21 protein-coding genes and 2 pseudogenes are annotated in these 22,330 nt (G+C 70.2%); 14 read left to right on the top strand and 9 right to left on the bottom strand.

Annotated features, from left to right (window positions below; all coding sequences use genetic code 11):
• Positions 1–205 precede the first annotated feature (205 nt).
• The 5 genes from ACMXN5_RS00340 to ACMXN5_RS00360 all read left to right on the top strand — a co-directional run bounded on the left by ACMXN5_RS00340 (position 206) and on the right by ACMXN5_RS00360 (position 5,671).
• Entirely contained in the window at positions 206–580 is a 375-nt protein-coding gene (locus tag ACMXN5_RS00340; RefSeq protein ID WP_439673406.1) for a CAP domain-containing protein, read from the top strand.
• A gap of 1,151 nt (positions 581–1,731) precedes the next feature.
• The gene (locus ACMXN5_RS00345; RefSeq protein ID WP_439673407.1) at positions 1,732–3,045 is read left to right on the top strand and encodes a ferredoxin reductase family protein; all 1,314 of its coding nucleotides are present in this window, start codon (positions 1,732–1,734) and stop codon (positions 3,043–3,045) included.
• Positions 3,046–3,308: 263 nt separating this feature from the next.
• Positions 3,309–3,497, top strand: a complete 189-nt coding sequence (locus tag ACMXN5_RS00350; protein ID WP_439673408.1) for a hypothetical protein — start codon at positions 3,309–3,311, stop codon at positions 3,495–3,497.
• Positions 3,498–3,646: 149 nt separating this feature from the next.
• Positions 3,647–4,327 carry a response regulator transcription factor gene (locus ACMXN5_RS00355; protein ID WP_439673409.1) on the top strand — a complete coding sequence of 227 codons (681 nt, stop codon included), beginning with the start codon at positions 3,647–3,649 and terminating at the stop codon, positions 4,325–4,327.
• Positions 4,328–4,687: 360 nt separating this feature from the next.
• Positions 4,688–5,671, top strand: a complete 984-nt coding sequence (locus tag ACMXN5_RS00360) for a lytic polysaccharide monooxygenase auxiliary activity family 9 protein (protein WP_439673410.1) — start codon at positions 4,688–4,690, stop codon at positions 5,669–5,671.
• 422 nt (positions 5,672–6,093) lie between these two features.
• Here ACMXN5_RS00360 and ACMXN5_RS00365 read toward each other — a convergent pair whose 3' ends face one another.
• Positions 6,094–6,948, bottom strand: coding sequence for a helix-turn-helix transcriptional regulator (locus ACMXN5_RS00365; RefSeq protein WP_439673411.1), 855 nt, complete (start codon positions 6,946–6,948; stop codon positions 6,094–6,096).
• A gap of 86 nt (positions 6,949–7,034) precedes the next feature.
• Here ACMXN5_RS00365 and ACMXN5_RS00370 point away from each other — a divergent pair, with 86 nt between their 5' ends.
• Both ACMXN5_RS00370 and ACMXN5_RS00375 read left to right on the top strand, forming a co-directional pair.
• The gene (locus ACMXN5_RS00370; RefSeq protein ID WP_439673412.1) at positions 7,035–7,838 is read left to right on the top strand and encodes an SDR family NAD(P)-dependent oxidoreductase; all 804 of its coding nucleotides are present in this window, start codon (positions 7,035–7,037) and stop codon (positions 7,836–7,838) included.
• 389 nt (positions 7,839–8,227) lie between these two features.
• Positions 8,228–8,500 (top strand): helix-turn-helix domain-containing protein, encoded by a 273-nt coding sequence (locus tag ACMXN5_RS00375; protein WP_439677923.1) that lies wholly within the window; start codon positions 8,228–8,230, stop codon positions 8,498–8,500.
• Positions 8,501–8,634: 134 nt separating this feature from the next.
• Here ACMXN5_RS00375 and ACMXN5_RS00380 read toward each other — a convergent pair whose 3' ends face one another.
• The 3 genes from ACMXN5_RS00380 to ACMXN5_RS00390 are packed head-to-tail and all read right to left on the bottom strand — an operon-like array spanning position 8,635 to position 11,688.
• Positions 8,635–9,657, bottom strand: a complete 1,023-nt coding sequence (locus ACMXN5_RS00380; RefSeq protein WP_439673413.1) for a serine hydrolase domain-containing protein — start codon at positions 9,655–9,657, stop codon at positions 8,635–8,637.
• The gene (locus ACMXN5_RS00385; RefSeq protein WP_439673414.1) at positions 9,654–10,976 is read right to left on the bottom strand and encodes a UDP-N-acetylglucosamine 1-carboxyvinyltransferase; all 1,323 of its coding nucleotides are present in this window, start codon (positions 10,974–10,976) and stop codon (positions 9,654–9,656) included. Before ACMXN5_RS00385 ends, ACMXN5_RS00380 begins: the two co-directional genes overlap by 4 nt.
• 4 nt (positions 10,977–10,980) lie before the next feature.
• Positions 10,981–11,688, bottom strand: coding sequence for a hypothetical protein (locus ACMXN5_RS00390; protein WP_439673415.1), 708 nt, complete (start codon positions 11,686–11,688; stop codon positions 10,981–10,983).
• Positions 11,689–11,907: 219 nt separating this feature from the next.
• Here ACMXN5_RS00390 and ACMXN5_RS00395 point away from each other — a divergent pair, with 219 nt between their 5' ends.
• The 5 genes and pseudogenes from ACMXN5_RS00395 to ACMXN5_RS00415 all read left to right on the top strand — a co-directional run bounded on the left by ACMXN5_RS00395 (position 11,908) and on the right by ACMXN5_RS00415 (position 15,369).
• A complete protein-coding gene (locus tag ACMXN5_RS00395) occupies positions 11,908–13,257 on the top strand; it encodes a helix-turn-helix domain-containing protein (protein ID WP_439673416.1) in 1,350 nt (449 codons plus the stop codon).
• Between the two features lie 55 nt (positions 13,258–13,312).
• Entirely contained in the window at positions 13,313–13,474 is a 162-nt protein-coding gene (locus tag ACMXN5_RS00400; protein WP_439673417.1) for a hypothetical protein, read from the top strand.
• Positions 13,475–14,252: 778 nt separating this feature from the next.
• Positions 14,253–14,519 (top strand): annotated as a pseudogene (locus tag ACMXN5_RS00405) (DUF6313 family protein); the annotation flags it as partial.
• Positions 14,520–14,592: 73 nt separating this feature from the next.
• The gene (locus tag ACMXN5_RS00410) at positions 14,593–14,889 is read left to right on the top strand and encodes a hypothetical protein (RefSeq protein WP_439673418.1); all 297 of its coding nucleotides are present in this window, start codon (positions 14,593–14,595) and stop codon (positions 14,887–14,889) included.
• Between the two features lie 21 nt (positions 14,890–14,910).
• Positions 14,911–15,369, top strand: a complete 459-nt coding sequence (locus ACMXN5_RS00415) for a pentapeptide repeat-containing protein (RefSeq protein ID WP_439673419.1) — start codon at positions 14,911–14,913, stop codon at positions 15,367–15,369.
• 756 nt (positions 15,370–16,125) lie between these two features.
• On the opposite strand, the gene ACMXN5_RS00420 is transcribed toward ACMXN5_RS00415, so the two are convergent.
• Positions 16,126–16,734 carry a DUF6461 domain-containing protein gene (locus tag ACMXN5_RS00420; protein WP_439673420.1) on the bottom strand — a complete coding sequence of 203 codons (609 nt, stop codon included), beginning with the start codon at positions 16,732–16,734 and terminating at the stop codon, positions 16,126–16,128.
• 384 nt (positions 16,735–17,118) lie between these two features.
• Between ACMXN5_RS00420 and ACMXN5_RS00425 the strand changes: the two genes are divergently transcribed.
• Positions 17,119–17,325, top strand: coding sequence for a hypothetical protein (locus ACMXN5_RS00425; protein ID WP_439673421.1), 207 nt, complete (start codon positions 17,119–17,121; stop codon positions 17,323–17,325).
• Between the two features lie 51 nt (positions 17,326–17,376).
• Positions 17,377–17,748, top strand: a pseudogene (locus ACMXN5_RS00430) (IS21 family transposase); the annotation flags it as partial.
• 1,261 nt (positions 17,749–19,009) lie between these two features.
• Here ACMXN5_RS00430 and ACMXN5_RS00435 read toward each other — a convergent pair.
• From ACMXN5_RS00435 to ACMXN5_RS00450, 4 genes are all read right to left on the bottom strand, one after another.
• Complete coding sequence (locus ACMXN5_RS00435) at positions 19,010–19,303, bottom strand: cytochrome C oxidase subunit IV family protein (RefSeq protein WP_439673423.1); 294 nt, start codon at positions 19,301–19,303, stop codon at positions 19,010–19,012.
• Positions 19,304–19,306: 3 nt separating this feature from the next.
• Complete coding sequence (locus ACMXN5_RS00440; protein WP_439673424.1) at positions 19,307–19,957, bottom strand: cytochrome c oxidase subunit 3; 651 nt, start codon at positions 19,955–19,957, stop codon at positions 19,307–19,309.
• 76 nt (positions 19,958–20,033) lie between these two features.
• The gene (locus tag ACMXN5_RS00445) at positions 20,034–20,738 is read right to left on the bottom strand and encodes a hypothetical protein (RefSeq protein WP_439673425.1); all 705 of its coding nucleotides are present in this window, start codon (positions 20,736–20,738) and stop codon (positions 20,034–20,036) included.
• 230 nt (positions 20,739–20,968) lie between these two features.
• Positions 20,969–22,246, bottom strand: coding sequence for a cytochrome P450 family protein (locus ACMXN5_RS00450; RefSeq protein ID WP_439673426.1), 1,278 nt, complete (start codon positions 22,244–22,246; stop codon positions 20,969–20,971).
• Between the last annotated feature and the right edge of the window lie 84 nt (positions 22,247–22,330).

Genomic DNA, 22,330 nt, shown 5'->3' on the forward strand with positions numbered 1-22,330 from the left:
GCCCGTACCACCCGCTTCGTCGGCGAACTCCGACGCGCCCGTGGCCCCTCGGACGCCTCCGCCCGCCACCCGCCCGACCGCCCGTGCCGAGCCGATCAAAGCCGCCACGCAACCCGCCGCAGCCCCGCCCCCGGCCAAACCGCCGGCCAGGGAAGCACCGGCACCACCGCCGGCCGGGTCGACGTTCGCGAGCACCGTCCTGCGCATGGTCAACGGGCAACGCGAGGCCGCCGGACTCCGCCCGCTCGCAACGGACCCCGAACTGGTGCGCGTCGCGGACACGATGAGCCGGGACGCGGCCACGCCGAGGTATGCGGACGACACTCGCGCCAGTGCGCGGGACCGATGGAATATCGGGCCGTGGACTCGCAGCGGCCTGCCGCGGACCGCCGGGATCGGCGGCGCGAGCCTCGCCTTCGGCCGGACCTCCCCCGAGGCCGTCCTCGCGCTGTGGATGCACAGCCCGCAACACCGGGCGAACATCTTGGACCCGCGCTGGACACGCGTCGGAGCGGGGGTCCACATTGACGCAATGGGTGTTCCCCACTGGACGCTGCTCCTGGGGTACACGGTCCACTGACCGTGATCCGTCCGGTCCCCGACGATTCACACAGCCATCCGATCCGCTTTTGCGGAATTCCCTTCGGCGCGTCTTCGCTGGATGTGGCCCCGCTCCCGGCGGTCCGGGCGGAAGCATGGATCGAACAATTCTCGAGACTGTTCGACGACTGGGGGCCTCGTCAGTCATGGAAAATTCTTCCCGAGGTATGCGAACGAACCTTTTCCGCTTGCCGACGACCATCGACGCGAGCGCGGGAACGGGCGGCGAGCAGGCGGCGAGCGTCCAGGGTCGGGCTGCATCCGACGGGGTCGCACAGATGTACGCACCGGCACTCGCGGAGACGAAGTACCCGTCCCTTATCCCGCGTTCGGGGGGGGGTCGAGGCAACCTGTGGAACCGGGTCCCAAGGGTCGGCCCACGACGGATCCGCCGGCCGGCAGACACCGTCCGCGCGACGTCCGAGCCCCCGGTCGTTCACGACGAAGCGGGTACACGATCACGCGGGGCAGGTGCTCCTTTACCGACCCGGGCATTGTCTTCGGCAGTAGGCCGGAGCAGGTCTCTCAAACTGACGTCAAGGAAATCATAAGTCGATCTTAAGTACCGTCTCGGTCGGGCTTTTCGCCCTGACAAATCTTCGGTTCACCGCTATTTTCCCGCCTATGCCGCACACCGCCGCACAGCACCCTCGCCCCGACGGTATTCACAACGCGGCGTCACGCCCCGAAGGCCGACGCCGCCGCGCGGTCCCCCCCGACACTTCCCCGGAAGCCGCAGTGCCCACACGACTCGCACCTGGTCCGCTCACAACCGGGAAGACACCACCCCTGGTGGCACCGGTGTCCTCCCGCGGACCGGTGGTGCCACCCGTATCCCTGTCCCCCTCGCCGTCCGCGTCCCCGTTCCCGCCCGCGTCCACGTCCACGTCCACTTCGACCGACAACCTCCCAGTGGCATCCGTACCCGCACACGCACGCAGCGTGCCGTGGACACCGAGCGAGCCTCCCGTCGTCCCGCGCACGGCAGCGACACCGTCACCGCAGGCTCCCCCTGCCCATTCCCCGAACTTGGCAACGCCTGCGGCGCCTCCACGACTGCCCGTTCGCGCCGAAGACCACCCCACGCTCGGGACCGAGGGGCACAGGACGGGGGCGGGCACGCACCGAACCGTGGCCCCACCGCGAATCTCCCCACCTGCCGTGCAGTTCACCCTGTTGTTCGTCGGCGGGACGACCTTCGGCATATGGGCCGCACAGATCCGACCCAGCACGCGCCTCGCCGTCCTCTTGGCGACCGCGGCGCACCTGACGGGGCTGCTCGCGGGTCTGGGCATGTTGGCGATGCTGCTCCTGATGACGCGTATACCGGCGGTCGAACACGGCATCGGCGCGGACGCACTGGCGCGTTGGCACGCGCGCGGCGGGCGCACGGTCATCCCGCTGATGCTCGCCCACGTCGGACTCGCCTGGTGGGCCCACAACGCCCACAACCACATGGGGCCCGTCGACGGGCTGCTCGACATTCTCGGCTATCCCGCGCTCGCCGCCGCCACGTTCGGCTGCGCGCTCCTGGTCGCGGTCGCGGTGTTCTCCGCGCGCGCGGTGCGCACCCGGGTGAGCCACGAGAGCTGGCTTCGGGTCCATCTGCTCACCTACGTCGGGACAGCGATCGCCTTCTTCCATCAGCCCGCGGGCCCCGACCTCGGCGGAGCGCCGGTCCTCGCGTGGTTGTGGACCTTCCTCCACGTCCAGGTCGCGGTGTTGCTGGTGTGGTACCGGGTTGTCGTCCCGCTTCGTGCGCTGCGTCGACACGACATCCGCGTGGTGCGCGTCTACGACGAGACCCCGGACATCGTCTCGGTGCTCATGACCGGCCGCGGGCTCGCGTCCCTGGACGCCGCCTCGGGTCAGTTCTTTCGTTGGCGATTCCTGACCCGTCGACTGTGCTGGACGTCGCTGCCCTTCTCGGTCTCGGCGCCGGTGCGCGACGACACCCTGCGTATCACGGTCAAGGTCGTCGGGGATCACACCCGACGCGTCAAACGCCTGCGGCCGGGCACCCGGGTGCTCGCCACGGGCCCCTTCGGCGCGATGACCGCCCGACGCCGCACGCGCCGCAAGGTACTGCTGATCGCGGGAGGCATCGGGATCACCCCGATGCGTGCCCTGTTCGAAACGCTGCCTGGCGAACCGGGCGACATCACGCTGCTCTACCGCGCGACCGACTCCGCCCAACTCGCGCTCCGGGAGGAACTGGAACAGATCGCGTGGCGCCGCTCGTGCCACGTCCACTACCTACTGGGCTCCTCGCGCGGGCCCGACAACCCCGTCACGTCCGCGCGACTGCGCCGACTCGTACCCGACATCGGCGAGCACGACGTGTACCTGTGCGGCTCGCCGGACATGACGCGCGCAACCCTGCGAGTCCTGCGCCGCGCCGGGGTGCCACGTGGGCAGGTCCACGCCGAAGTCTTCGACGCGTAGGGGGTGTCTTCAATCTCCCGTCGGGCTCCGCGGCGTTCGGTGCCGTGCATCGGCGTGCCGGAGAAGCAGGTGCATAGTGGTTCTATTCGCCTGTTTCTCCGGGGCGGCGAGGTGCGGTGCCGGGCGTCGTGGAGCTCGGCGGGAGATTGAAGACACGCCCTAGCGGCCACGGCACCGCGTATCGCCATGGGCCGAGCAACTCCCGCGTGGTCGGCGCCCACACGCGCCGGCACGGCCCCTTCGCTCCTTCGTTCAAGGAACCCATGACTCCTCGTCGCATGGCCACCGCCCTCTCGCTGACGGTCACGAGCGCGTTGATCGTCGCCCTCGCCGGCGTTCCCGCACCGAGCGCGCCGGTTGCCCCGGATCGCCCTGCGGCCGCGGGGCGCGCCGACCACCACTCCGCGGGCGGCGCCCGCTTCGAGGACGCTCGCGGGGCCCGGGTGCCGTGAGGTCGCGGCCGACGGCGATACCGAACGGGCCTGCGGCACAGGCCGGCAGTATCTTCAGGTTTCATTCCGCCGCTTTTCCGGCCTTGATTTCCCGCAGGGTTTCGATTCCCGATCTCCACGGGGACGCCGAAGGACTATGGTCTCCGGTCATGGCTCAGGTACTCTTGGTCGAAGACGATCATCTTGTACGTTCCGCTCTGATTCGGTTCATCACGCAGGAAGCTCATGGGGTCCGCAGCGTGGGAACCGCCCTGGATGCCCTGCGTGAAATTTCCCGGCAATCCTTCGATGTGGTCATTCTCGACCTGGGATTGCCGGATCTCGACGGTGGTGAGGCGCTGAAGATGTTGCGCGGCATATCCGATGTCCCGGTCATCGTCGCGACCGGTCGTGACGACGAGGCGGAAATCATCCGATTGCTCAATGCCGGCGCCGACGATTATGTGACGAAACCGTTCTCGGGAGAGCACCTCCGGGCACGGATGTCGGCGGTGATGAGACGCTACGACAGGCGCCGCGACGCTCGCGAGGTATTCGTCTGCGGTGCGTTGCGCATCGATGTCCCGCGCCGTGAGGTGGTGTTCGACGGCAGGACGGTGGACCTGACCCGGCGCGAGTTTGACCTGTTGGCGTGCCTCGCGTCCCAGGTGGGGGCGGTGGTGACCCGCCGTGACATCCTCGCGCAGGTGTGGGGCCACGCCCAGGGCGACGACCAGACCATCGACGTGCATCTGTCCTGGCTGCGGCGCAAGCTCGGCGAAACGGCCCGGCGACCCCGCTACGTGCACACCGTGCGCGGTGTGGGCGTGAAGCTCCAGGCACCGACCTGACCCGAGCGAGCCGCCGAGGCAGGCGCGCTCCCGATGCCTTCGGCCGACGGATCACCCGGGAATTCCGCCGGGGCGGGGACGCCGGGAGATCCCGACACATCCGTCGACAATGTCCGTGATCCCGGCGTGCATCGCGAATGGCGAAACAAATGCCATCGAGGGTGGCCGGAACCCCGTCTACGCGCCGGGTGTACCCACAACGCGCCTTCCTTAAGTGCGACTCATCTCCCACATAAACGCTGCTCGGGATCGGACCGATTTCTTCGGGATCCTTTCTTCGAATCACTCGTCGATGTTAGGTTCCGACGCAGCACCCGAACCCACGCGAACGAAGGACAACCGTCGGTGAAGAAGCATCCGGTGCAAATTCTGGCAGCGTTTTCGTTCATACTCGCGCTCGCTTTCTCAGGAATAGGAACGGGAACGGCCTTCGCGCACGGCACGTCGCTGAATCCTCCGAGTCGTATCCAGTTGTGTTCGACCCAGGGGGGCGAGAATCCGGAGAACTTCCGACTCTCGGCGTGCCGCGCCGCCAAGGCCGCGGTGGGCAACAACCCCGCCCCGTTCTACGACCCGAACGCGGTCAACATCGCCGATGCCGCGGGCAGGCATCGGCAGATCATTCCCGACGGCAAACTGTGCAGCGCGAACAACCCCCAGTACGCCGGTCTCGATCTCCCGCGCACCGACTGGCCGACGGCCAACCTGCCCTCCGGGAAGTCGTACACGTTCCGCTACAAGGCCACCGCGCCCCACAAGGGCACGTTCGAGTACTACATCACCAAGAACGGCTTCGACATCACCAAACCCCTCCGCTGGTCCGACCTGGAAGCGGCACCGTTCGTGACCGCGACCGACCCCTCGCTCGAAAACGGCGCCTACGTGGTTCAGGGCCGCCTGCCGGCGAGGTCCGGCCGTCACCTGATCTACGTCATCTGGCAACGCTCCGACAGCGGCGAGGCGTTCTACTCCTGCTCGGACGTGGTCTTCGACGGTGGTGGCAGTTCCGTCCCCGCACCCGCCGGCGAGTCCTCCCCCACCACCGCTGCGGCGAGCGGCGGACACGACGCGCACACCCGGCCCACCCCGGGGACTCCCACCGCGGGATCGTCGAAGCCCCGAACAGAGCCGTCCTCACTCACCCCGCCGAAGCCCGCCGCGGCACCGGTACGCGAGTCCGAGTCGGTGGCGCCGGAACAGGCCCCGGCACCAGTGAGCCCCGAACTCGCCCGGACCGGCGGGAGTGGATCGCAGTCCGGGCTGATCCTGGCCGGTGCCGCGGCTGGTTCGGTCGCCATCGGCTTCGGATCCCTCGTCTACGCCCGCCGCAGGACCTCGCGCTGATCACGCCCGACGCGAGCGACGGCACCGTCGTAAAACGGTGCCGTCACATGGCCCCGCCGCGCACGATCTCAGGGCAGGCAGCGGTGAGTTCCGCGACGAACTCGTGAAGGGCAGCATGGGAGCCGGCGCCGCACAGGTTCGTTCCAGCGTCCGGGTGATCCGGTTGCGATCCAAAGGCCCGGCGGCGACCGGGCGGGAGTCCCCTGCTGCTGTGCTGCCACCCGTGCTGAGCCCCGACTCCCGGGTGGCACTCACACTGCGCACGGTCGCCGGCCCCACGACCCAGCGGCGCCACAGGCCCGAGGTTCGCGTGGCCCGGGGGCTGTCGCTTGGGAGGCGGTGTCGAGGCCGGCGGCGTTCTCGCAAATCACGCCGCTTCGCTGCGGGTTCGGGCAAGCAGCGCGGGTGATGGGTGGGACCGTTCAGCCGGGTATGTACATGGGCTGTGTGCCGATCACCGACAGCAGCCGCAGTGCCTCCTCCGCGGGCGAGCCGGGTTCGGCCGTGTAGATCACGACGCGCTGGTCCCGGTCGGTCAGGTCCAGGATGTCGCAGTTGACGGTGATGGGACCGACCATGCGATGGTGGAAGGTCTTGACCAGCATGGGCTCGGCCGACACCTCGTGTATGGCCCACAGCCGGGCGAATTCCGCACTGCCGGCCAGCAGTTCTCGCACCAGCGCAGCCGTCGCACCGTCTTCCGGGTAGCGGGCGGAGGCCGCCCGCAGGTGCTGGACCGCGGCGCGGCCGAACTTCTCGCGGTCGGCGAGGCCGTACCACTGCCGCTCCTGCGGCGCCGGCGGGACGAGGAAGGCGCGGCGGATGAGGTTACGGTCGCGCCGGGACAGGACGGAGAAGTCCTCCAGGAGAGCGGCCGCCAGGTCGTTGTGGGCGAGCACCTCGTAGGTCGCGGAGAGCACGAGCGCCGCCGCGTGCGGCAGCCGGTGCAACAGGTCCTGGACGCTCGACCGTACCTCGCGCGAGGGGCCCTGTGGCGGAGCGGGTGGGGCGCCGGCCAGGTAGTGCAGGTGGTTACGCTCGGTATCCGACAGACCCAGGGCGCGGGCCAGCCCGGACAGGACCTCACGCGAGGGACGCGGGGCGCGGGCCTGTTCCAGCCGCGCGTAGTACTCCGTCGAGATGAACGCCAACTGTGCCACTTCCTCGCGGCGCAGCCCCGGGGTGCGGCGGCGCGGCCCGGTGGGAAGCCCCACGTCGGCAGGGGTGATCCGTTCGCGCCTGCTACGCAGGAACCCGGCCAGTTCTTGTCTGTCCATCGCCCCAGTGTGCGTCCGGCCGCCAAGTTGATCCAGGTACCACCGGTTCCTGGATGAGCATGGCGCCCGGGTGCAGGCTGACTGCCATGAACAACTCACCCACCACCGACATCCCCACCTCTGCCGCTGTGGGCCTGCTGGCCGGCAAGGTCGTCTTCGTCAGCGGTGCCGGTCGCGGCATCGGCGCCGCGGCGGCGCGGCTGTTCGCCCGCGAAGGCGCAAAGGTGCTGCTCGCGGCCCGCACGGAGACCCAGTTGAAGACGGTGAACGAGGAGATCCGGGCGGCGGGCGGCACTGCGGAATACGTGGTGTGCGACCTGGCCGACCCGGCGAGCGTGCGCGCCGGCGTGCAACGCGCCCTGGAGGTGTATGGCCGGCTCGACGCCGCCTTCAACAACGCGGGGGCCGGCCACCGGCCCGGCCCTCTGGACCAGACACCGGAGGCAGACTTCGATCATGTCTACCGGGTGAACCTCAAGGGCGTCTGGCTGGCCATGGCCGCCCAGGTCGCCGCTATTCGGACCACCGCCGGCACGGGTGCCATCGTCAACACGTCCTCGGTCGGCAGCCTGGCGGGTAACCCCGCACTGCCCGCCTACGGTGCGATGAAGCGGGCTGTCAACAGCCTCACCGAGTCCGCCGCCGTCACCTACGGACCCGAGGGCATCCGCGTCAACGCCATCGCCCCCGGCACCACACTCACCGAGATGATTCAGGACTGGGAAGCGCAGACCCCGGGTGTCGTCGACCGGCTCACCGCGCGCACCCCGCTGCGTCGCGCGGCCGAACCCAGCGAGATCGCCGAGGCCGCCGCCTGGCTGCTGAGCGGCCGCGCCTCCTACGTCACAGGAGTGGTCCTCTCCGTCGACGGCGGCATGCAGGCCGCCTGAGCCGGCCCCGCAGCCGGGCGCCGAGGGGCAGATCCTGTGCCGGCGGCGCCCGCTCCCGAAGGCGCGAACTTCCTTTGGCCCATGCCCGAGAGCTCGTGACACCGGCACGCACGGCGGATGACCCGAAGGTCGACACGACGACACACTGCCGGTCGGCGAGGTGCACGGCCTGCCGCTGATCAGGCCACGTCGTCCGGTGCCGTGCCTCGGCGTGCCGGCGAAGCAGCTGTTTCTCCGGTGCGGCGAGGCGCGCGCGGTGCTGGGCGGCGCGGCCCCGCCAAAGCTCCGCCGGACGGGGCCTAGTGCCAAGTTCCGCTTTGGGCGGGTAAGTAGTGGTCAAACAGTGGTGTTTCGGCTGCTCGGGGGCGAGTGTGATGCCGAAGTTTCTGATGGCCCGTCAACCCGTGGACGAGGACGAGAAGAAGAGGATCCTGAGGCTGGCCGGGGCTCGTCACGCGCCTGCCGACTGGATTCTTCGCGCCCGGATCGTCGCGCTGAACTGGGAAGGTCTGCGTGTGCCGCGGGCGGCCGCTCGGGCGGGGTGCGACGCGAAGACGGTGCGGCGGTGGCTGCCTCGGGTGGCCATGACCACGACGGTTCCGCGGTGTCCGGCGTCGGGCGCCAGGACGTTGCTGCCACCACCCAACACCCACGGGCGGTAGGGCAGTTCCTCGAGGAGGTCGGGCCAGGCGGTGGGGTCGGTGTGGACGAGGAGTCGGTCGGCGGGGCCGCCGAGGCGCAGGGTGGTGTGGTCGGCGAGAAGGTCACCCATGGTGAGCCTCCGGGTGGTGGGGGGTCAGGTGGTGGTGAGGGTTTTGCGGGCGAGGGTGCGCAGCGGGGCGAGGCGCGGGCTCGGGGGTCCGTGATAGACGGCGTTGGTGCAGATCGCGATGTAGCGGCCCGTGGTGGGGGCGAGGAAGAGGCTCGTGCCGGTCCAGCCGTGGTGGTAGACGGCGCCGTCTTGGGCGACGAGCCAGGCGAATCCTCGGTCCAGGCCGGGTTCGACCGGGGCGTGGGGTGCGCGGGAGGTGGTGAGCCAGGTGTGGAGGGGGTGTTCGGGGTCGAGGAGGTGTTGCGCGTAGCCGGCGAGGTCGGTCGCTGTGGTGAAGGTGCCGGCGTGGCCGGCGGTGCCGCCGAGGAGGGCGGCGTTGTCGTCGTGGACGCCGCCCCAGATCCGCGGTGCCCCCGCGAGGCGTTGTTCGGTGGGTGCCACGTGTGGGCTGCGGGTGAGGGGGCCGTAGGTGGTGGTGGTCATGTCGAGGTCGGTCCACAGTTCGGTGGCGAGTTCGTGTAGTGGTCGCCGGTGGACGTGGGTGAGGGCGAGGCCGAGGAGGATGAAGCCGCGGTTGAGGTAGCGGTGGCGGCCCGGGGGCTCGTCGAGGGGTTCGCGGCACAGGAGTTCGGCGAGCGGTGCGGGATTGCCGCGGTAGCGGTCCAGGCGGGTTTCGGCGCGCAGTCCGCTGGTGTGGGTGAGGAGTTGGCGGATGGTGGCGTCGGCGCCGGGGGCCTCGCCGGTGATCGGGGGCAGGTAGGCGCGTACCGGGGTGTCGAGGTCGAGGAGTCCGGTGTCGAGGGCGCGGCCGATCAGCGGCCAGGTAGCGATGACTTTGGTGAGGGACGCGGCGTCGTAGGCGGTGTGTTCGGTGGGTGGGGCGTCGCCGCATTCGGGTGCGACGACGCCGGCGGTGATTGTGTGCCGCTCGTCCGACCGGGTCCCGCAGACGATGACGCCGCCGGGGCTGCCACCGGTGGTGACGAGGGTCTCGAGGGCGTCGCGCAGGGTTTGGATGTCGGTGCGGGTGAACGGCGTCGGGCTCATGGGTGGGGGCTCTCCGGGGTGGTGAGGGTGGCGTGGGCTCCGAGAGCGGCGAGGGTCGGCAGGAGCCGTTGGTAGCCGCGCCGCAGGTGATGCATGCCCCGGAGCGTAGACGTCCCGTCCGCCGTCAGGGCGGCGATGAGGTGGGCGGTGGCGGCGCGGATGTCGTCGCCGTGCACGTCGGCGGGGTGGAGTCGCACGGGTCCGCGCACGCGGATGTGGGGGCCGCTGGTGGTGACGTCGGCGCCGAACGCGCGCAGCCCGGTCACGTGGGTGTCGCGGCGGGGGTAGATCGCCTCGGTAATCGTGGAGGCGCCGTGGGCCTGGGTGAGCATGGCGGTGAGTTGGGGCTGGGTGTCGGTGGGCAGGCCCGGGTGCGGAGCCGTAGTCGTGGTGACCGGGAGGAGCCGGTCGGGGGCCAGGACGGCGACGGCGTGGTGCAGGTCCGTGAGGGTCAGCCCGGCCTCGCGCAGGGGGGCGGTCAAGCAGGTGGGGAGGTCGGCCGGGGTGATGCCGTCGAGGAGGACGTGGCCGCCGGTGGCGGCGCAGGCCATCGCCCAGGTGGCGGCCTCGATCCGGTCGCCGGGGATCGTGTGGGTTCCGCCGGTGAGGCGGTCGGTGCCGGTGACGTGCAGGCCGTCGTCGGCCCAGTGGATGCTCGCGCCGGCGGCAGCGAGGAACGCGGCGGTGTGGACGACTTCGGCTTCGATGCTCGGGTGCGTGATCAGGCTGCTGCGGAGGGTACGGGCGGCGAGCAGCAGGGCGGTGACGGTGGCGCCCATGCTGGGGCCGTAGGGCGTGTTGACGTCGACCCGGAACGGCCGCAGGCCGCGTGGGTCGAGGAAGGCGCGGATGGTGTGGCCGTCGTCGGTGACGGTGGCGCCGGCCTCGGTCATCGCGGCGAGGTGGCGGTCGATCAGGCGCGGGCAGAACGCGTCCCCGCCCGGCCGGGGCATGCTCACGCGGCCGGCGCGGGCCAGGATCGCGGCACCCAGGATGGTGCTGATGCGGACACGGCCGCCCAGGACGGCGTGGATCTCCGGAGTCGGGCGGCCGGTCGGGGTGACACGAAACTCCCCGTCGGTGTGGTCGGCTTCGGCGCCGGTGTGGCGCAGGATCGCGGCGCACACGTCGGAGTCGACGATGCCGGGGGCGTTGCGCAGGACGGTGGGTCCGTCGCAGGCCAGGGCCGCGGCGTAGAGGTGGAGGGCGATGTTCTTGCCGCCCTGGATGGTGGCGGTGCCGGTGAGCGGGGTGCCGCCGGTGATCCGCAGGACGTCCGCTGTCTCGGTCGCCTTGGTGGCGGGGTGTGTTGTGGTCACGGGGTCACCTGATTCGGCTGCCGCGCGGCAGGACGCCGCCGACGTGGTTGCGGGGAAGGATCACCGTGCCGGGGCCGATGAGGGTGGCGGGGCTGAGGACCGTTGCGGCGGGGAGGGCGACGCCGTCGCCGATCACCGCGCCGAACTTCGTCTGACCGGTGCCGATGCGCGTGTCGTCGAGGACGAGGGTGATCTCGGTCGTGGCGGGCTCGGTCACCGGGCCGGTGACACGCATCCCGGTGGTGGTGCAGAACGCGCCGACGTTGACTCCGTGACCGAGGATCGAGTCCCCGACGAACGCGTGATGCACCATCAGCACACCGCCCGCCAGGAGGCTGCGGGTGATCTCCGCGCCGCCCGCGATCCGACAGTTCGGGCCGATCACGCTGTGGTCGCGGATCACCGCGCCGGACCCGATCACGGCTCCGGCGCAGATCAGCACGGGACCCGCGATCATGGCGCCGGCCTCGACCCGCGCGCCGGTCTCGACGCGGACCGCGCCGCTCAGGCGCGCGTCGGGGTGGACGTCGGCGGTGTCGGCGACGGTGGCGGTGAGGTGGTCCAGGTCGGCGGTGATGGCCGGCTTGACGTCGAACACGGTGGCGCAGCCGGCCAGCAGGTCGGCGATGTGGCGGTGCGTGACCTGCCGGGGGTCGATGTAGTAGGCGGGGGTGAGGCTTTCGTCGGGACAGGGCGAGATCGGGGTGCGCATGGTCGCTCCTTCGCCGTGGGCCGGACGGCTGTGACCGCCTCGGGCGCGGCCCGGGAAGTGCGGTACCGCGCGGTCCCATCACGCCTCGAACCGGGCCCCGGCGTCCCGACCGGGAACGCATGACGCAAACCCTTTGCATATTGTGCAAAGCGGTTCAGCGCGGGGGTCTGCGGGTGCTATCACTGGGAGTTCGCGCACCGGCAGGCGAGGAGGTCGTTCGTGGCCACCGTCAGGCAACAGCGGCAGGGTGCGGGTTCGGGCATGCGGGTACGGCAGGCTCGGTTGGCGCGGGCGTGGACGCTCGCCGAACTCGGCCGCCGGGCCGGGTACTCCGCCGCCCAGGTCTCCCGATACGAACGCGGCCTCGCGCCGTTGACGGACGTCACGGTCATCCGGCGGTTCGCCCACGCGCTGGAGTTGTCGGTCGAGGACTTCGGCCTCGCGCCGACACCGGCGATACCGGGGCCGCGACAGGCGGCGAGGGAATCGTTTCCGGGGTTGCCGGGTCCTATTGTGGTGCGGGAAGACCCACGAGAGGGCGAGAACGTGCGCAGACGACGCCTGTTGGCGAACCTGGCGGCCACCGCGTCCCTGCCCCTCGTCGGGGCCGGCGGTGCGCGGACGCCGGCGTCGGGCGATGTCCTGGTGGCGCGGGTGCGCGATGCGATGCTCGGTCTGGACGCCGTGCCGCCGACGACCACCACGGCGCGGGTGCGGGGTGCCTTGGCCGTGGCCATGGGCGACTATCACGCCGGCCACTACCACGCGCTCGCGGAACGCCTGCCGCGCCTGGTCGCGGCCGGCTACGCCCTCGCCGACGACAGCGCGAGCGCCGAACACCAGGCGCTGCTCGCGGAGGTCTATGTACTGACCACGCGCATGCTGATCAAGCTGGACGACGTCCAGTTGGGGTGGATGGCCGCCGACCGCGCCCGCGCCACCGCCCACGCCGGGAACAGTCCACTGGTCGCGGCGGAGGCCGCCCGCAACCTGGCCGTCCTCGCCCGCAAGGCCGGATGGCACGAGCAAGCCATGCGCATCGCCCTCGACGCCGCCGACCACCCCACCCTCCAAGGCCCCTCCCCGCGCTTCGCCGCGGAACGAGGACTGCTGGTCCAATCCGCCGCGTACACCGCCGCGCGGGCCGGGGATCGGGACGGCATGCGTGAACTCACCGACGAGGCGGCCGCCATCGCCGCCGGCCTGGGCGGGGTCATGCTCCGCGACCACGGTGGCGGCTTCGGACCCGCCACCGTCGCCCTGCACCGCATCTCCGCCGAGAACGCCGCAGGCGACCCCGGTGCGGCCATCACCGCCGCCCGCACCATCGCACCCGCGACCCTGCCCACCGTGGAGCGCCGCTGCCGCTACTACACCGACATCGCCACCGCCTACACCCACTGGGGACGCCGCGACCAAAGCCTGCACGCACTGCTGCACGCCGAGCGCTGCTCCCCCGAGGAAACCCACACCCGACCCGCCGTCCGCGCCCTCGTCACCGGACTCCTCGTCGGCGGACGCACCACACCCGAACTCCGCGCACTCGCCACTCGCTGCGCCATCACCTGACCGGGCCGCCCCACGGCAGCCCGGGGCGGAGCTCGGCCTCGTCGAACGTGGCGGCATGCCGCTCGGTAGGCAGACCGGTGGGAATCCCGCAGGGGTCGACGCCGCCCTGCAATGGCAGGACGAACACCAAGTCCACGGCTACGGCTTCGGCATCACCGTCGAACCCGAACGGCGATCGGCCTGGGCCGAACGGCCCGAACGGCGCTGGGAAATGTAGCCGGCCGCTCCCGAACGCGTGAACCACAACAACGACCCTCGCGGCGCAGCGGTGGGCGTGTCCGGTCTCGCGGCTTGCTCTGGGGTCGTCTCCGCTCCGGGTGCGTGGAGCACGTGAAGCGCCGGCGCGCACCTGACCCGGCCGCGCCGGCGATCCCGCGCAACCGCGGAGCGAGCCGTGGGTCGGGGTGGGCGAACGTTCGCAGTGCGTCGGGCCTGCGACGCCGGGCGGCATGCGAGACGGACGTCGACCGGCGTGGATGGCCGGGCCCGCGGCAGGGTTCGACGTGTGTGCCACGACCGGGATCCCGACGCTTGGGTGCAGCCGACAGCACCTTCGCCGGGGCGCGCGTTCTCGCTTCGGCGACCGACCGGCCGCGGAGACAACATTCGAACGACCGCAACGCGACAACACCGGGAAACCGTGCTCCATCGCGCCGCCTCAACGAGATCGCAACACTCTTCTCGGATCATGCCGTACCGCAGGTCGACACCTCGCACAGGAGCGGTGGAAGCAACGTGTCCACGCTGCGAGTATGAGCCGACCCCGCGACCTGCGGTGCTCCGGTTCGCCCGGTGATTGGAGACGGCGCATGAGGTCGGCGCCGGCTCGGGCCGCCTCTTCCCAGGGATGTTTGCCGATTCTCACATGGTGCGCCCGGATCACCGCATAGCGTGGATGGGTGGCTTCCCCCGATCCCGTGACGCCGCCTCCGCCGCCGCCGGGGCGCCGCCGGTGGTTGGTCGCGTGGTGGGCGCGGCGGCGCGCGTTGCCCCGGATGCGGTTCTGGCTGCCGGTCCGGGCCGGGCCGCTCCTGGCCGGTTGCGCCGGTCTGTATGTGCTCAACGGGGTGTTGCTGGGGTGGGCGCGGGCGTACGAGGTGTTGGTGGGGATCGCCTCTCCCGCAGCAGCGGATCCGTCGTGGTGTGCGTGGCCGTTGTCGATCGTGGGGTGGGGGGCGATCCCGGCGTTCGTGGGCGGTACCGCCGGGTATCTGATTACCGCGCAGATCCAAACGCACCAGGCCCGCGATATGGCTCATGTCCTGAGCGAGCGCGCACGTTGTCCCGGCCGCCTGTGTCACCCGCTCCGGCCCCGGGTTCGGACGGTGGCGCGTCGTGATCTCCCTGCACGATCTGCATCGCAGGGGCGGTGCCATGGGGAAGGCGGTCATGGATTTCGGCCTCCTCCACTGTCATGTCAATACTCCCGGCGGGGGCGCCGAACCCGATTGGGGCCTCGCCGAGCAGCACTGGATCCGCCTCGTGCGCCACATCTTGGGCAACTCGGCTCCCGAACCGGGCTCGACTCTCGACACGCGTCTGCACCGGGCCGAACACGCGGCCCAGGACTTCCTGCTCGCCCTCGACTTCAACGCCGGCCACCTTTGCCTGATCTGCCGCCGGCGCAGCTGAGCCCGACCTACCCTGGAGACCATGGTGGACGACGACGAGACCCGCCGACAGGCCGCGGTCCAGCGCGGTCTGCTCCTGCTCTCCGCCCCCGACGCCCCCACGGATGCGATCAACGCCACCGCCGACGCCATCGCACGCCGCTCCGGTGACTCGACCCCACCGACCGACGCCGTGTCCCCGGCTGCAGCGTTGTCGGATCCTCGCCCCCCGAACGACGCCGGCCGGAATCTGGTCAAGGCGAGCCTGGCCCGCATGAATCTGGCCCGCGCGGACCTGACCCGCGCGGACCTGCTCGGGACGAACCTGGCCGACGCCGAGTGGGTGCAGGTGGCCGCCTGGATGCGATGGAACCAAGAGACATGGTGGCCGAACCGCGTCATCGCCGCTGCGATTCTCGTCAGTTCCGAGGACATGGGATCGGGAATCTTCCGGGTGCGAGCGGGTGGATCCGCGCCCGATCGGACCGGCATCCCGAGGTGAGCGCCGGTCCACCGGCTACCGGGCCCGACGCTCGGCCCCGCCGACCGAGACCCCACGCACACCCGCGACGTGACCACACTCCGGCCGGTGCGGTGGTGCGCGGCGAGCCGGGCCCGTAACCGGACGACCGCGCCGATCGAATGGGGCCGATGAGTGACCCGGTCGGTGTGGTGGTGACCGCACGGTGCGGTCGGTCGCCGACGACACGCGCGCGTCGCGGGCCCTCGTCGATCTCGCCGAGGCGGCCGTGGAGCACTACGCGCTCAACTATTCTCCCAGGTGCTCTTCGGCCAACTCCACCGTGTGCGTGGCATGTTGGCACCCGTGCTCGAACACGCCGTCGGCGGTGGGGACGACGTCGCGGCGGCGGGTCTGCGGTCGGTCGGGGCCCGGCTCACGGCGCTGTTGGGCTGTTGGGCGAACGCTGTGGGGCAGAGGACCTGCGGGCGTGGACGTTCGGCGCGGCGTCCATGGTCGCCCGCGCCGACCGGCGCCACGAGGCCGCGCTCGCGCGGCGACCACAGATCGCCGAGATAGTGCGAACCGACGCGCGAACCACGCCACCCCACGCAATCCCACCGAGCACCCGGGCCGGAGCAGCATCAACGACCCGCAATGCCTGCGGCCGGCGGCGGGATCCGACCTGGACGTCCGCCGCTCCGGCAACGGCAAGGTCGTAGGAAAACCCGACAGGAAACCCAAGCAGCCCGGGAAACCACCCGATACCCCACCACCCGGCACGGCCGCCGGGTTGCTTCATCCGTTCGTCGCCGGTTCGAGGACCGCGGCGGTGGGTGCCGGGCCGCTCAGCATCTCGGCGGTCACAGAAACGCCGGTCACCTCCTCGGCGAGGGCGAGAAGCATCGCGGCCGCGTGGGCGACGTACTCGGGCTCGGCGTCCGGATCCTCGAACTCGGGGCGGGAGTCGAGGCCGATCCGGTGCATGGCGGCCGCCAGGCCGTCGGGTCGGCTCCCGAAGCGCGTGCCGGCGTCCAGCGCGTCGAAGTCGGTGCGAACGTCCCCGTCGACGATGTGGGTGAAGCGGTGGTGGGCGAGAACATTGGTGTACACGGTAACCAGTTCGGTCCCCACCGACAGCGCGGCCACCGCGTCCGCCCCCGGGCCCTCGTGACAGTCGTCCTCGAGCGCCAGGGTCCAGCCGCCGAGGTCGTGCACGCAGACCAACAGCCACGATTGCGGGTGCAACGAACGCTCCTCGAGCGTCATCGACCTCACGGTGCGGGGATCGGCGCCGAAGCGACGCAGGACCTCGTCCGGCTCCAGACTCCGAACCAAGGTGATGCGGTAATAGACGGGTAGTCCGGGTTCGTTTATCCACGCGTACGACTGGTGACCGACACTCATGCGCTCATCCTCCCGGCGGTTCCTCGGCCCGGGCACGGGTGAGCCGGGCGGCGAGTGGCCGAGCCTGCCGGGTCGAGCCGACATCGCGCGGCAAGGCGACGGTGGGCCGGGTCACGGAGGGACGGGCGTCCCCGTACAGCATCTTGGCGTCCATCGCCGCGCCGGAGGCACGCGTATTTCGCGCGGACCTCCCCGACACGGCGGAGCAGCGATCGACGGCGACGCGGCGCACCGGGCCGGACCGCCTCACCCCGACCCGAGGTCGCAACCGGGCGGAGTGGTTGTCACCGACTGCGATCCTGGGGTTCGACTCGGCTTGTGTCCTTCCGGCGAGGGACGATAAATCCCAACGCCGAACGGCCCACGCTCGTTAATCTGCCGCTCGTGCCCGACAACGCGAGCCCCGTCCAGACCATGTCCGAGCGCCTGCTGTGCTGTGTCTGCGGCCGGAACACCTCCGACTCCGAGGACTACGTGCTCCTCGGGATCAGTTCTCCCAGGGGTCCCGCCGAACAGTGGCTCGGCGCCCATGCGGAGCACCTCAACGGCGTCCTCGCCCGAGGCTTCTCGATCGAGGTGCACACGATGTGACCCCGGGGCGGGTGACGGTTCCCGGGCTGCTGCGCGAGTGCCCAACGCGGGCGGGCGGTCGCCGCGGCGAAAGCGTCGTATCAGGCGGGTCACCGGAGGGTTTTCAGACTATGGATTCCCGAGCCGGGCCTGTGGATCCAATGGGACTGGGGCGACGGACCGAGAATCGCGGGCCGCAGGACGTGGCTCTGGTGCGCGTGGCTCGCCTGGTCGAGATTCCGTGTCGTCATCCCGGTCCTCGACAAGACGTTGCCGACCATTGCGAGTTGTCTGGACGCGACCCTGCGGCGGATCGGCGGTGCCCCGACCTGTGCGCTCACCGACAACGAGCGGACCGTAACGAGCGACCATATCGCGCGAATACCGGTCCGCAACCCGCAGATCATCGAGATCGGGCACCATTACGGGCTCACCATTCGCACGGCCCGGGGGCGCCCGTCGTCCGCGGCCGCAACGACTCGTGTGGACCGACACCACCCGATGGCACCCGGCCGCTCGCGACGCAGTACGCGAGCACTCCCACGTCATCGGCGAACACGTGTACCGGATCCACACCGACAGCCTTCGCGACCGCCCCTGTGTGTGAACACCGGTATCCGCCCGATGCGCACGGCCACACGGCCGCACCCCTGATCGGCCCGTGACGTCGTGGCCCGGCCGCCGCGTTCGGCAGCCGGGCCACGCCCGCGCGACGATGCCGGGACACCACGGGAGCGCACGAGCCGGACCTGTGTGGCCCCCCGCTACGAGGAAGCCGTCCCCGACGAGTAGTCGGCCCTCTCGCTCGCGGTGGCGGGATCCGCAGATCGCGCGCACGTCGCGCGTTCGACCGACGCGCGTCGGGCCCCGCCCGAACGCTCGGGCCACCTGCGCGATCGCTTCCCGGGCGGACCGGCAAGTCCCCTCACCACGCCGGACACGACGTCGACGTCACGGTCCGCCTCGGGAGTCGGCGACATCGCGTCAACTTGCAGAATGTCGATGCACCCGGGCCTGATCATGCGTCCGGGCGCTGCCAAGCCGGTCTGACGGGGTGGCTGAAAGATGGAAGTCGCGCTTCCGGTACGGGAGTTGATGCGTAGGATGCGTCGAGCGGCCGGCAGAGGGCCGGTCGAACCGCCCGACGTTGTCGGGCGTACGCCTTGGTTTGGTTCAGCAGCTTGACCCCCGAGCACCCAGGACCATTACCACACCATGATCGCCTTCACGGAAATCGCCGAAGGCCCGGACAAGACTGGCCGTTGACAGGCTCGGAAGCCGGTACGAGGCTCGGACGGCCGCCCGACCCGGAGGATGCCACTCATACCCACCACCCGCCAGGAGGGACTACGCGAGGCCATCGCCAACGCCCTCGCCGCCCACCCCGGCAGCCCCAACCTCCTTGCCCTGGCCGACCTGCTCGCCACCGCCGAGCCCTTCGCCGATCTCATCCCCGCCGTCCCCACCCGGCACCACGAGCGTGAGCGGACCACCACGCGGACGGGTGGCATCCCGGCGACACCGGACGGCCGCCGCCGATCGAGAACTCGGCACCGACCCCTTCACCAAGGGCGACCCCGAACGAGCCATGCACCGGATCGTCGAGCAAGCCAACGCCCTCGGAGTGTCCATCCGTTGCGGATCCATCACATCAGCCCGACCTGCTCGCCGGCAGCTTCTTTACGTGTCGGACCCGCTGTCCGTCTCACAGTCCGTGGAGAACGACGAGCACTGTGCAGATCGCTGCGCACCAGCCGGAGAAGGCGATGTGCAGGGTGCGCGGCGCCCAGCGGAGGTCCATGAAGACGTAGCCCACGATCAGGACCTTGCTGAAGGCGAGGACGAGTAGGGCGACGGCGCCTGCTTCGGCGCTCAAGCCCGCATGGCCCGCACCGGCCAGCTTCCATGACAGTGTGGTGAGCGCTACCAGGATTACCCAGGCCACGACCACTGCCCGGTGGCTCCGCGTGTGTGCGGTGTTGGTGTCGACCGTACTCATTTCTCACCGGACCAGGTAGAAGAGGGTGAACAGGACAATCCAGAGCGCGTCGGTCAGATGCCAGAACGTGGCCCCGTTCTCGAAGAAACGAAGCTGCCGAACACCCGGTTTGCCATGAATGAGTCCGGCCCGACGCCACAGGAGGACGATCACGACCATCGCGATGACCACGTGGAGGAGATGGATTCCTGTGAGGATGTAGTACATCTGGAAGAAGATGCTGGTTTGTGGGGTATGGCCGTCGGCGGCTTCGGTGCCCCACTCGATTCCTTTGTTCACTATGAAGATCGCTCCGCAGCTTCCCGCGCTCAGCAGGAGGCCGCGTGCCCTTCTTCCTGCCGACTCCCGCACGGCGGGGATTGTCAGGGCTATGAAGAGGGACGCCGTGAGCAGAAGGAAGGTGTTGGCGAGGCCGAGCCCTGTGAGCATCTGCGCGCGGCCGTCCGAGAATGCCCGCCGGTGGTTCCCCCGTTCGTAGACCACCAGCCCGAAGTAGACGCCGAACATCAGGAGGTCCGTGAAGACGAACACCCAGATGCCCGACTCGCCGGGGATCCGCGGGGTTGGGTGGTCGGTGTCGGATTGCCGACGCGGAACGCGGAGTTCCTCGATGTCCTCCGCAGTGGCGCACTTGCTCTTCGGTGCGTAGCGCATTGACTCCTTGCCTTCCTCGCTTGCGGCCCGCGCGGTGTGACTCCGGCGCTGGTGCCGATGTGGGCGTCGGTCGCGCTCAGGAAACCGTGGCCCCTGGGGCGTGGTAGGCGCTTTCGGCGTCTTCCTGTCGGCACGTCCGCTCCTGGCGGGAAACGGCCCTGAAGCCGAGATACGTCATCACGAACACCCACCCGGAGAAGGTGCCGAAGATGAGCCACAGTCCGGCGAACCCCGTATACGTCCACTGGCCGCTCTTGAAGAAGATGACGGTCACGTCGGTACTCCAGTTCAGGCACAGCGCGAGGGTCATGTAGGCGGCCCAGCGCGGATAGAGCTGGTGTTCCGGGGGGTTCCAGAGAATGCCCAGCGCCAGGGAGACGAAGGAGACGATGAACGGCGGGACGGCGAACAGGAACAGGAACCATCCCATGTCCCACAGTGCTTGGGTGACCTGGGGGGATGTCTCGTCCGCGCGGTAGGCGGCGGCCGCCCAGAAGACGTTGACGAGCATGAGGACGCACACGCCACAACCGAGCGAGATGAGTTGGGTGGCGTGGAGCACGGGGAACCGGCTCTCGGTCTTCCGGGTCCATATCGCCAGCGCGGCCCCCCACGGTGCGATCAATGTGGCGCCGAAAATCATGAGCACGCACGCGAGTTGCACTCCGAGTCGATGTTCGACGATCCACGCACTCAGACGCTCCGATGTCCACGTGGGATCGGGCGGTGGAAAGAAGTCCGCCAGCGGGACGAAACCGACGAGATAGGCGGCGATCATCACCGGGCCCATCCACAGACAAATCCGGTGAGCCTTGGAAGTAAATCGCTGCTCCATGTCGGAGTTCCTTTCCTTTCCCGGGGATGTGGTGACGGATCGCACCTTCGCCCGGGTCGGATCCGGCGGCGAAGCGCGGGGACGGGCACGGCACCGGGCACGGCGGGCCCGGAGTTCCGGGGCCCGGGGCCCGGGGCTTTCCTTCGTCGTCGCGGCCGGCGAGTCGTGCGGATCTGTCAGCGGTTGCGAGCGGCTGCCGCGGTGGGGCGTACACCGCTCGCGCCTGCCGTGCACGGCAGGTGTGTCAGGGCCCGGAGCAGAGGGCCGGTGCGCCAGTCGAGGGCGTCGGGAGCGGCGGCCAACTCCAGGTTCGGGAAGTGTTCCAGGAGGGCGGGGATGGCGATCGTTGCCTCCAGATGGGCCAGGGACCGACCGGGGCAGCTGTGGATGCCGTGTCCGAACGCAAGGAGGTAGTCGGTGGGGCGGCCGATGTCGAAGGCGTCGGGGTTGGGGAATTGACGGGGGTCACGGTGGGCGCCGGCGATGACGATCTGCACCTGGCTGCCGTCCCCGGGGATGCTCGTGTGGCCGAGGGTGAGGTCTTCGCGGGCGAATCGGGGAAAGGGGCTGGGTGCCGGCGGCGTCAACCGCAGGGTTTCGTCGATGGCCTGGTCGACGAGGTCCGGATTCCCTCGCAGGAGGGCGAGTTGGTCGGGGTGCGTGAGGAGATTGAGGACGGCGTTGGAGAGGAGGCTGATGGTGGTCTCGTGTCCGGCGAGGAGTAACAGGAACGCGGTCGCGCGGAGTTCGTCGTGGGAGAGCAGGTCGCCGTCCGCCGTACGCAGGAGGGCGTCGAAGAGTCCGCCGCCAGGGCATGCGCGCTTGTTGCCGATCAGTCGGTCGAAGTAGGGGATCAGATCCTGCCGGGCGCGGATGGCGTCCTCGGGGACGGCGGGGAAGCTGACGCGGTCTGCCCATTCGCGGATGCGTCCGTGGTCGAGTTCGGGGACCCCGAGAACGTCGCAGATCATGACGAGCGTGAGGGGGGCCGCGAAGTCGTCGATCAGGTCGAACGGGTCCCGCGGGGGAAGGGCGCGGAGGAGGCGGGCGGTGTGTTCTTCGACCGTCGGGCGCAGGGTTTCGATGCGGCGAGGGGTGAATGCCTGGGTGGTGGGTTTGCGGAGCCGGGTGTGCTCGGGCGGGTCGGAGTTGAGCATGTTGCGGCCGTGGGGAAATTCGGTGGTGTCGGGGTCTCCGAGGTAGTGGGCACGCCATTGCGGTGTGGCGTGGACGGGGTTGCTCGACAGGGCGGGGTGCGCCAGTGCCGCCTTGGCCTCGGGGTAGCCGAGGACGAGCCAGGTCCGGGTGCCGTCGGGCTGGATGGCCCAGTGGACGGGTCCCTGCTCCAGGAGCGGGGCGTAGACGGTGTGGGGGGCGTGGATGAGCGCGTCGGTATGAGGGCGAAGGTCCACGGTCGCGGGCTTGTCTGCGCCGGGTGTGCGGGGATCGTCCATCACAGGGGCTCCGTCGGTCTGTTCGGTTCGGGTGTCGGGTCTGTGGTTGTGCGATTCGGTGACGGTCCTCGCCGGCGGGCGGAG

It is taken from the genome of Embleya australiensis (genome assembly GCF_051903075.1).
Taxonomy (GTDB): domain Bacteria; phylum Actinomycetota; class Actinomycetes; order Streptomycetales; family Streptomycetaceae; genus Embleya.

What these genes read in the sequence shown, in the direction of transcription:
- ACMXN5_RS00340 (WP_439673406.1), top strand. Translation starts at nt 206, where the DNA reads ATGGTCAACGGGCAACGCGAGGCCGCCGGACTCCGCCCGCTCGCAACG.
- ACMXN5_RS00350 (WP_439673408.1), top strand. Translation starts at nt 3,309, where the DNA reads ATGACTCCTCGTCGCATGGCCACCGCCCTCTCGCTGACGGTCACGAGC.
- ACMXN5_RS00355 (WP_439673409.1), top strand. Translation starts at nt 3,647, where the DNA reads ATGGCTCAGGTACTCTTGGTCGAAGACGATCATCTTGTACGTTCCGCT.
- ACMXN5_RS00365 (WP_439673411.1), bottom strand. Translation starts at nt 6,948, where the DNA reads ATGGACAGACAAGAACTGGCCGGGTTCCTGCGTAGCAGGCGCGAACGG.
- ACMXN5_RS00370 (WP_439673412.1), top strand. Translation starts at nt 7,035, where the DNA reads ATGAACAACTCACCCACCACCGACATCCCCACCTCTGCCGCTGTGGGC.
- ACMXN5_RS00375 (WP_439677923.1), top strand. Translation starts at nt 8,228, where the DNA reads ATGGCCCGTCAACCCGTGGACGAGGACGAGAAGAAGAGGATCCTGAGG.
- ACMXN5_RS00380 (WP_439673413.1), bottom strand. Translation starts at nt 9,657, where the DNA reads ATGAGCCCGACGCCGTTCACCCGCACCGACATCCAAACCCTGCGCGAC.
- ACMXN5_RS00390 (WP_439673415.1), bottom strand. Translation starts at nt 11,688, where the DNA reads ATGCGCACCCCGATCTCGCCCTGTCCCGACGAAAGCCTCACCCCCGCC.
- ACMXN5_RS00400 (WP_439673417.1), top strand. Translation starts at nt 13,313, where the DNA reads ATGCCGCTCGGTAGGCAGACCGGTGGGAATCCCGCAGGGGTCGACGCC.
- ACMXN5_RS00415 (WP_439673419.1), top strand. Translation starts at nt 14,911, where the DNA reads ATGGTGGACGACGACGAGACCCGCCGACAGGCCGCGGTCCAGCGCGGT.
- ACMXN5_RS00420 (WP_439673420.1), bottom strand. Translation starts at nt 16,734, where the DNA reads ATGAGTGTCGGTCACCAGTCGTACGCGTGGATAAACGAACCCGGACTA.
- ACMXN5_RS00435 (WP_439673423.1), bottom strand. Translation starts at nt 19,303, where the DNA reads ATGAGTACGGTCGACACCAACACCGCACACACGCGGAGCCACCGGGCA.
- ACMXN5_RS00440 (WP_439673424.1), bottom strand. Translation starts at nt 19,957, where the DNA reads ATGCGCTACGCACCGAAGAGCAAGTGCGCCACTGCGGAGGACATCGAG.
- ACMXN5_RS00450 (WP_439673426.1), bottom strand. Translation starts at nt 22,246, where the DNA reads ATGGACGATCCCCGCACACCCGGCGCAGACAAGCCCGCGACCGTGGAC.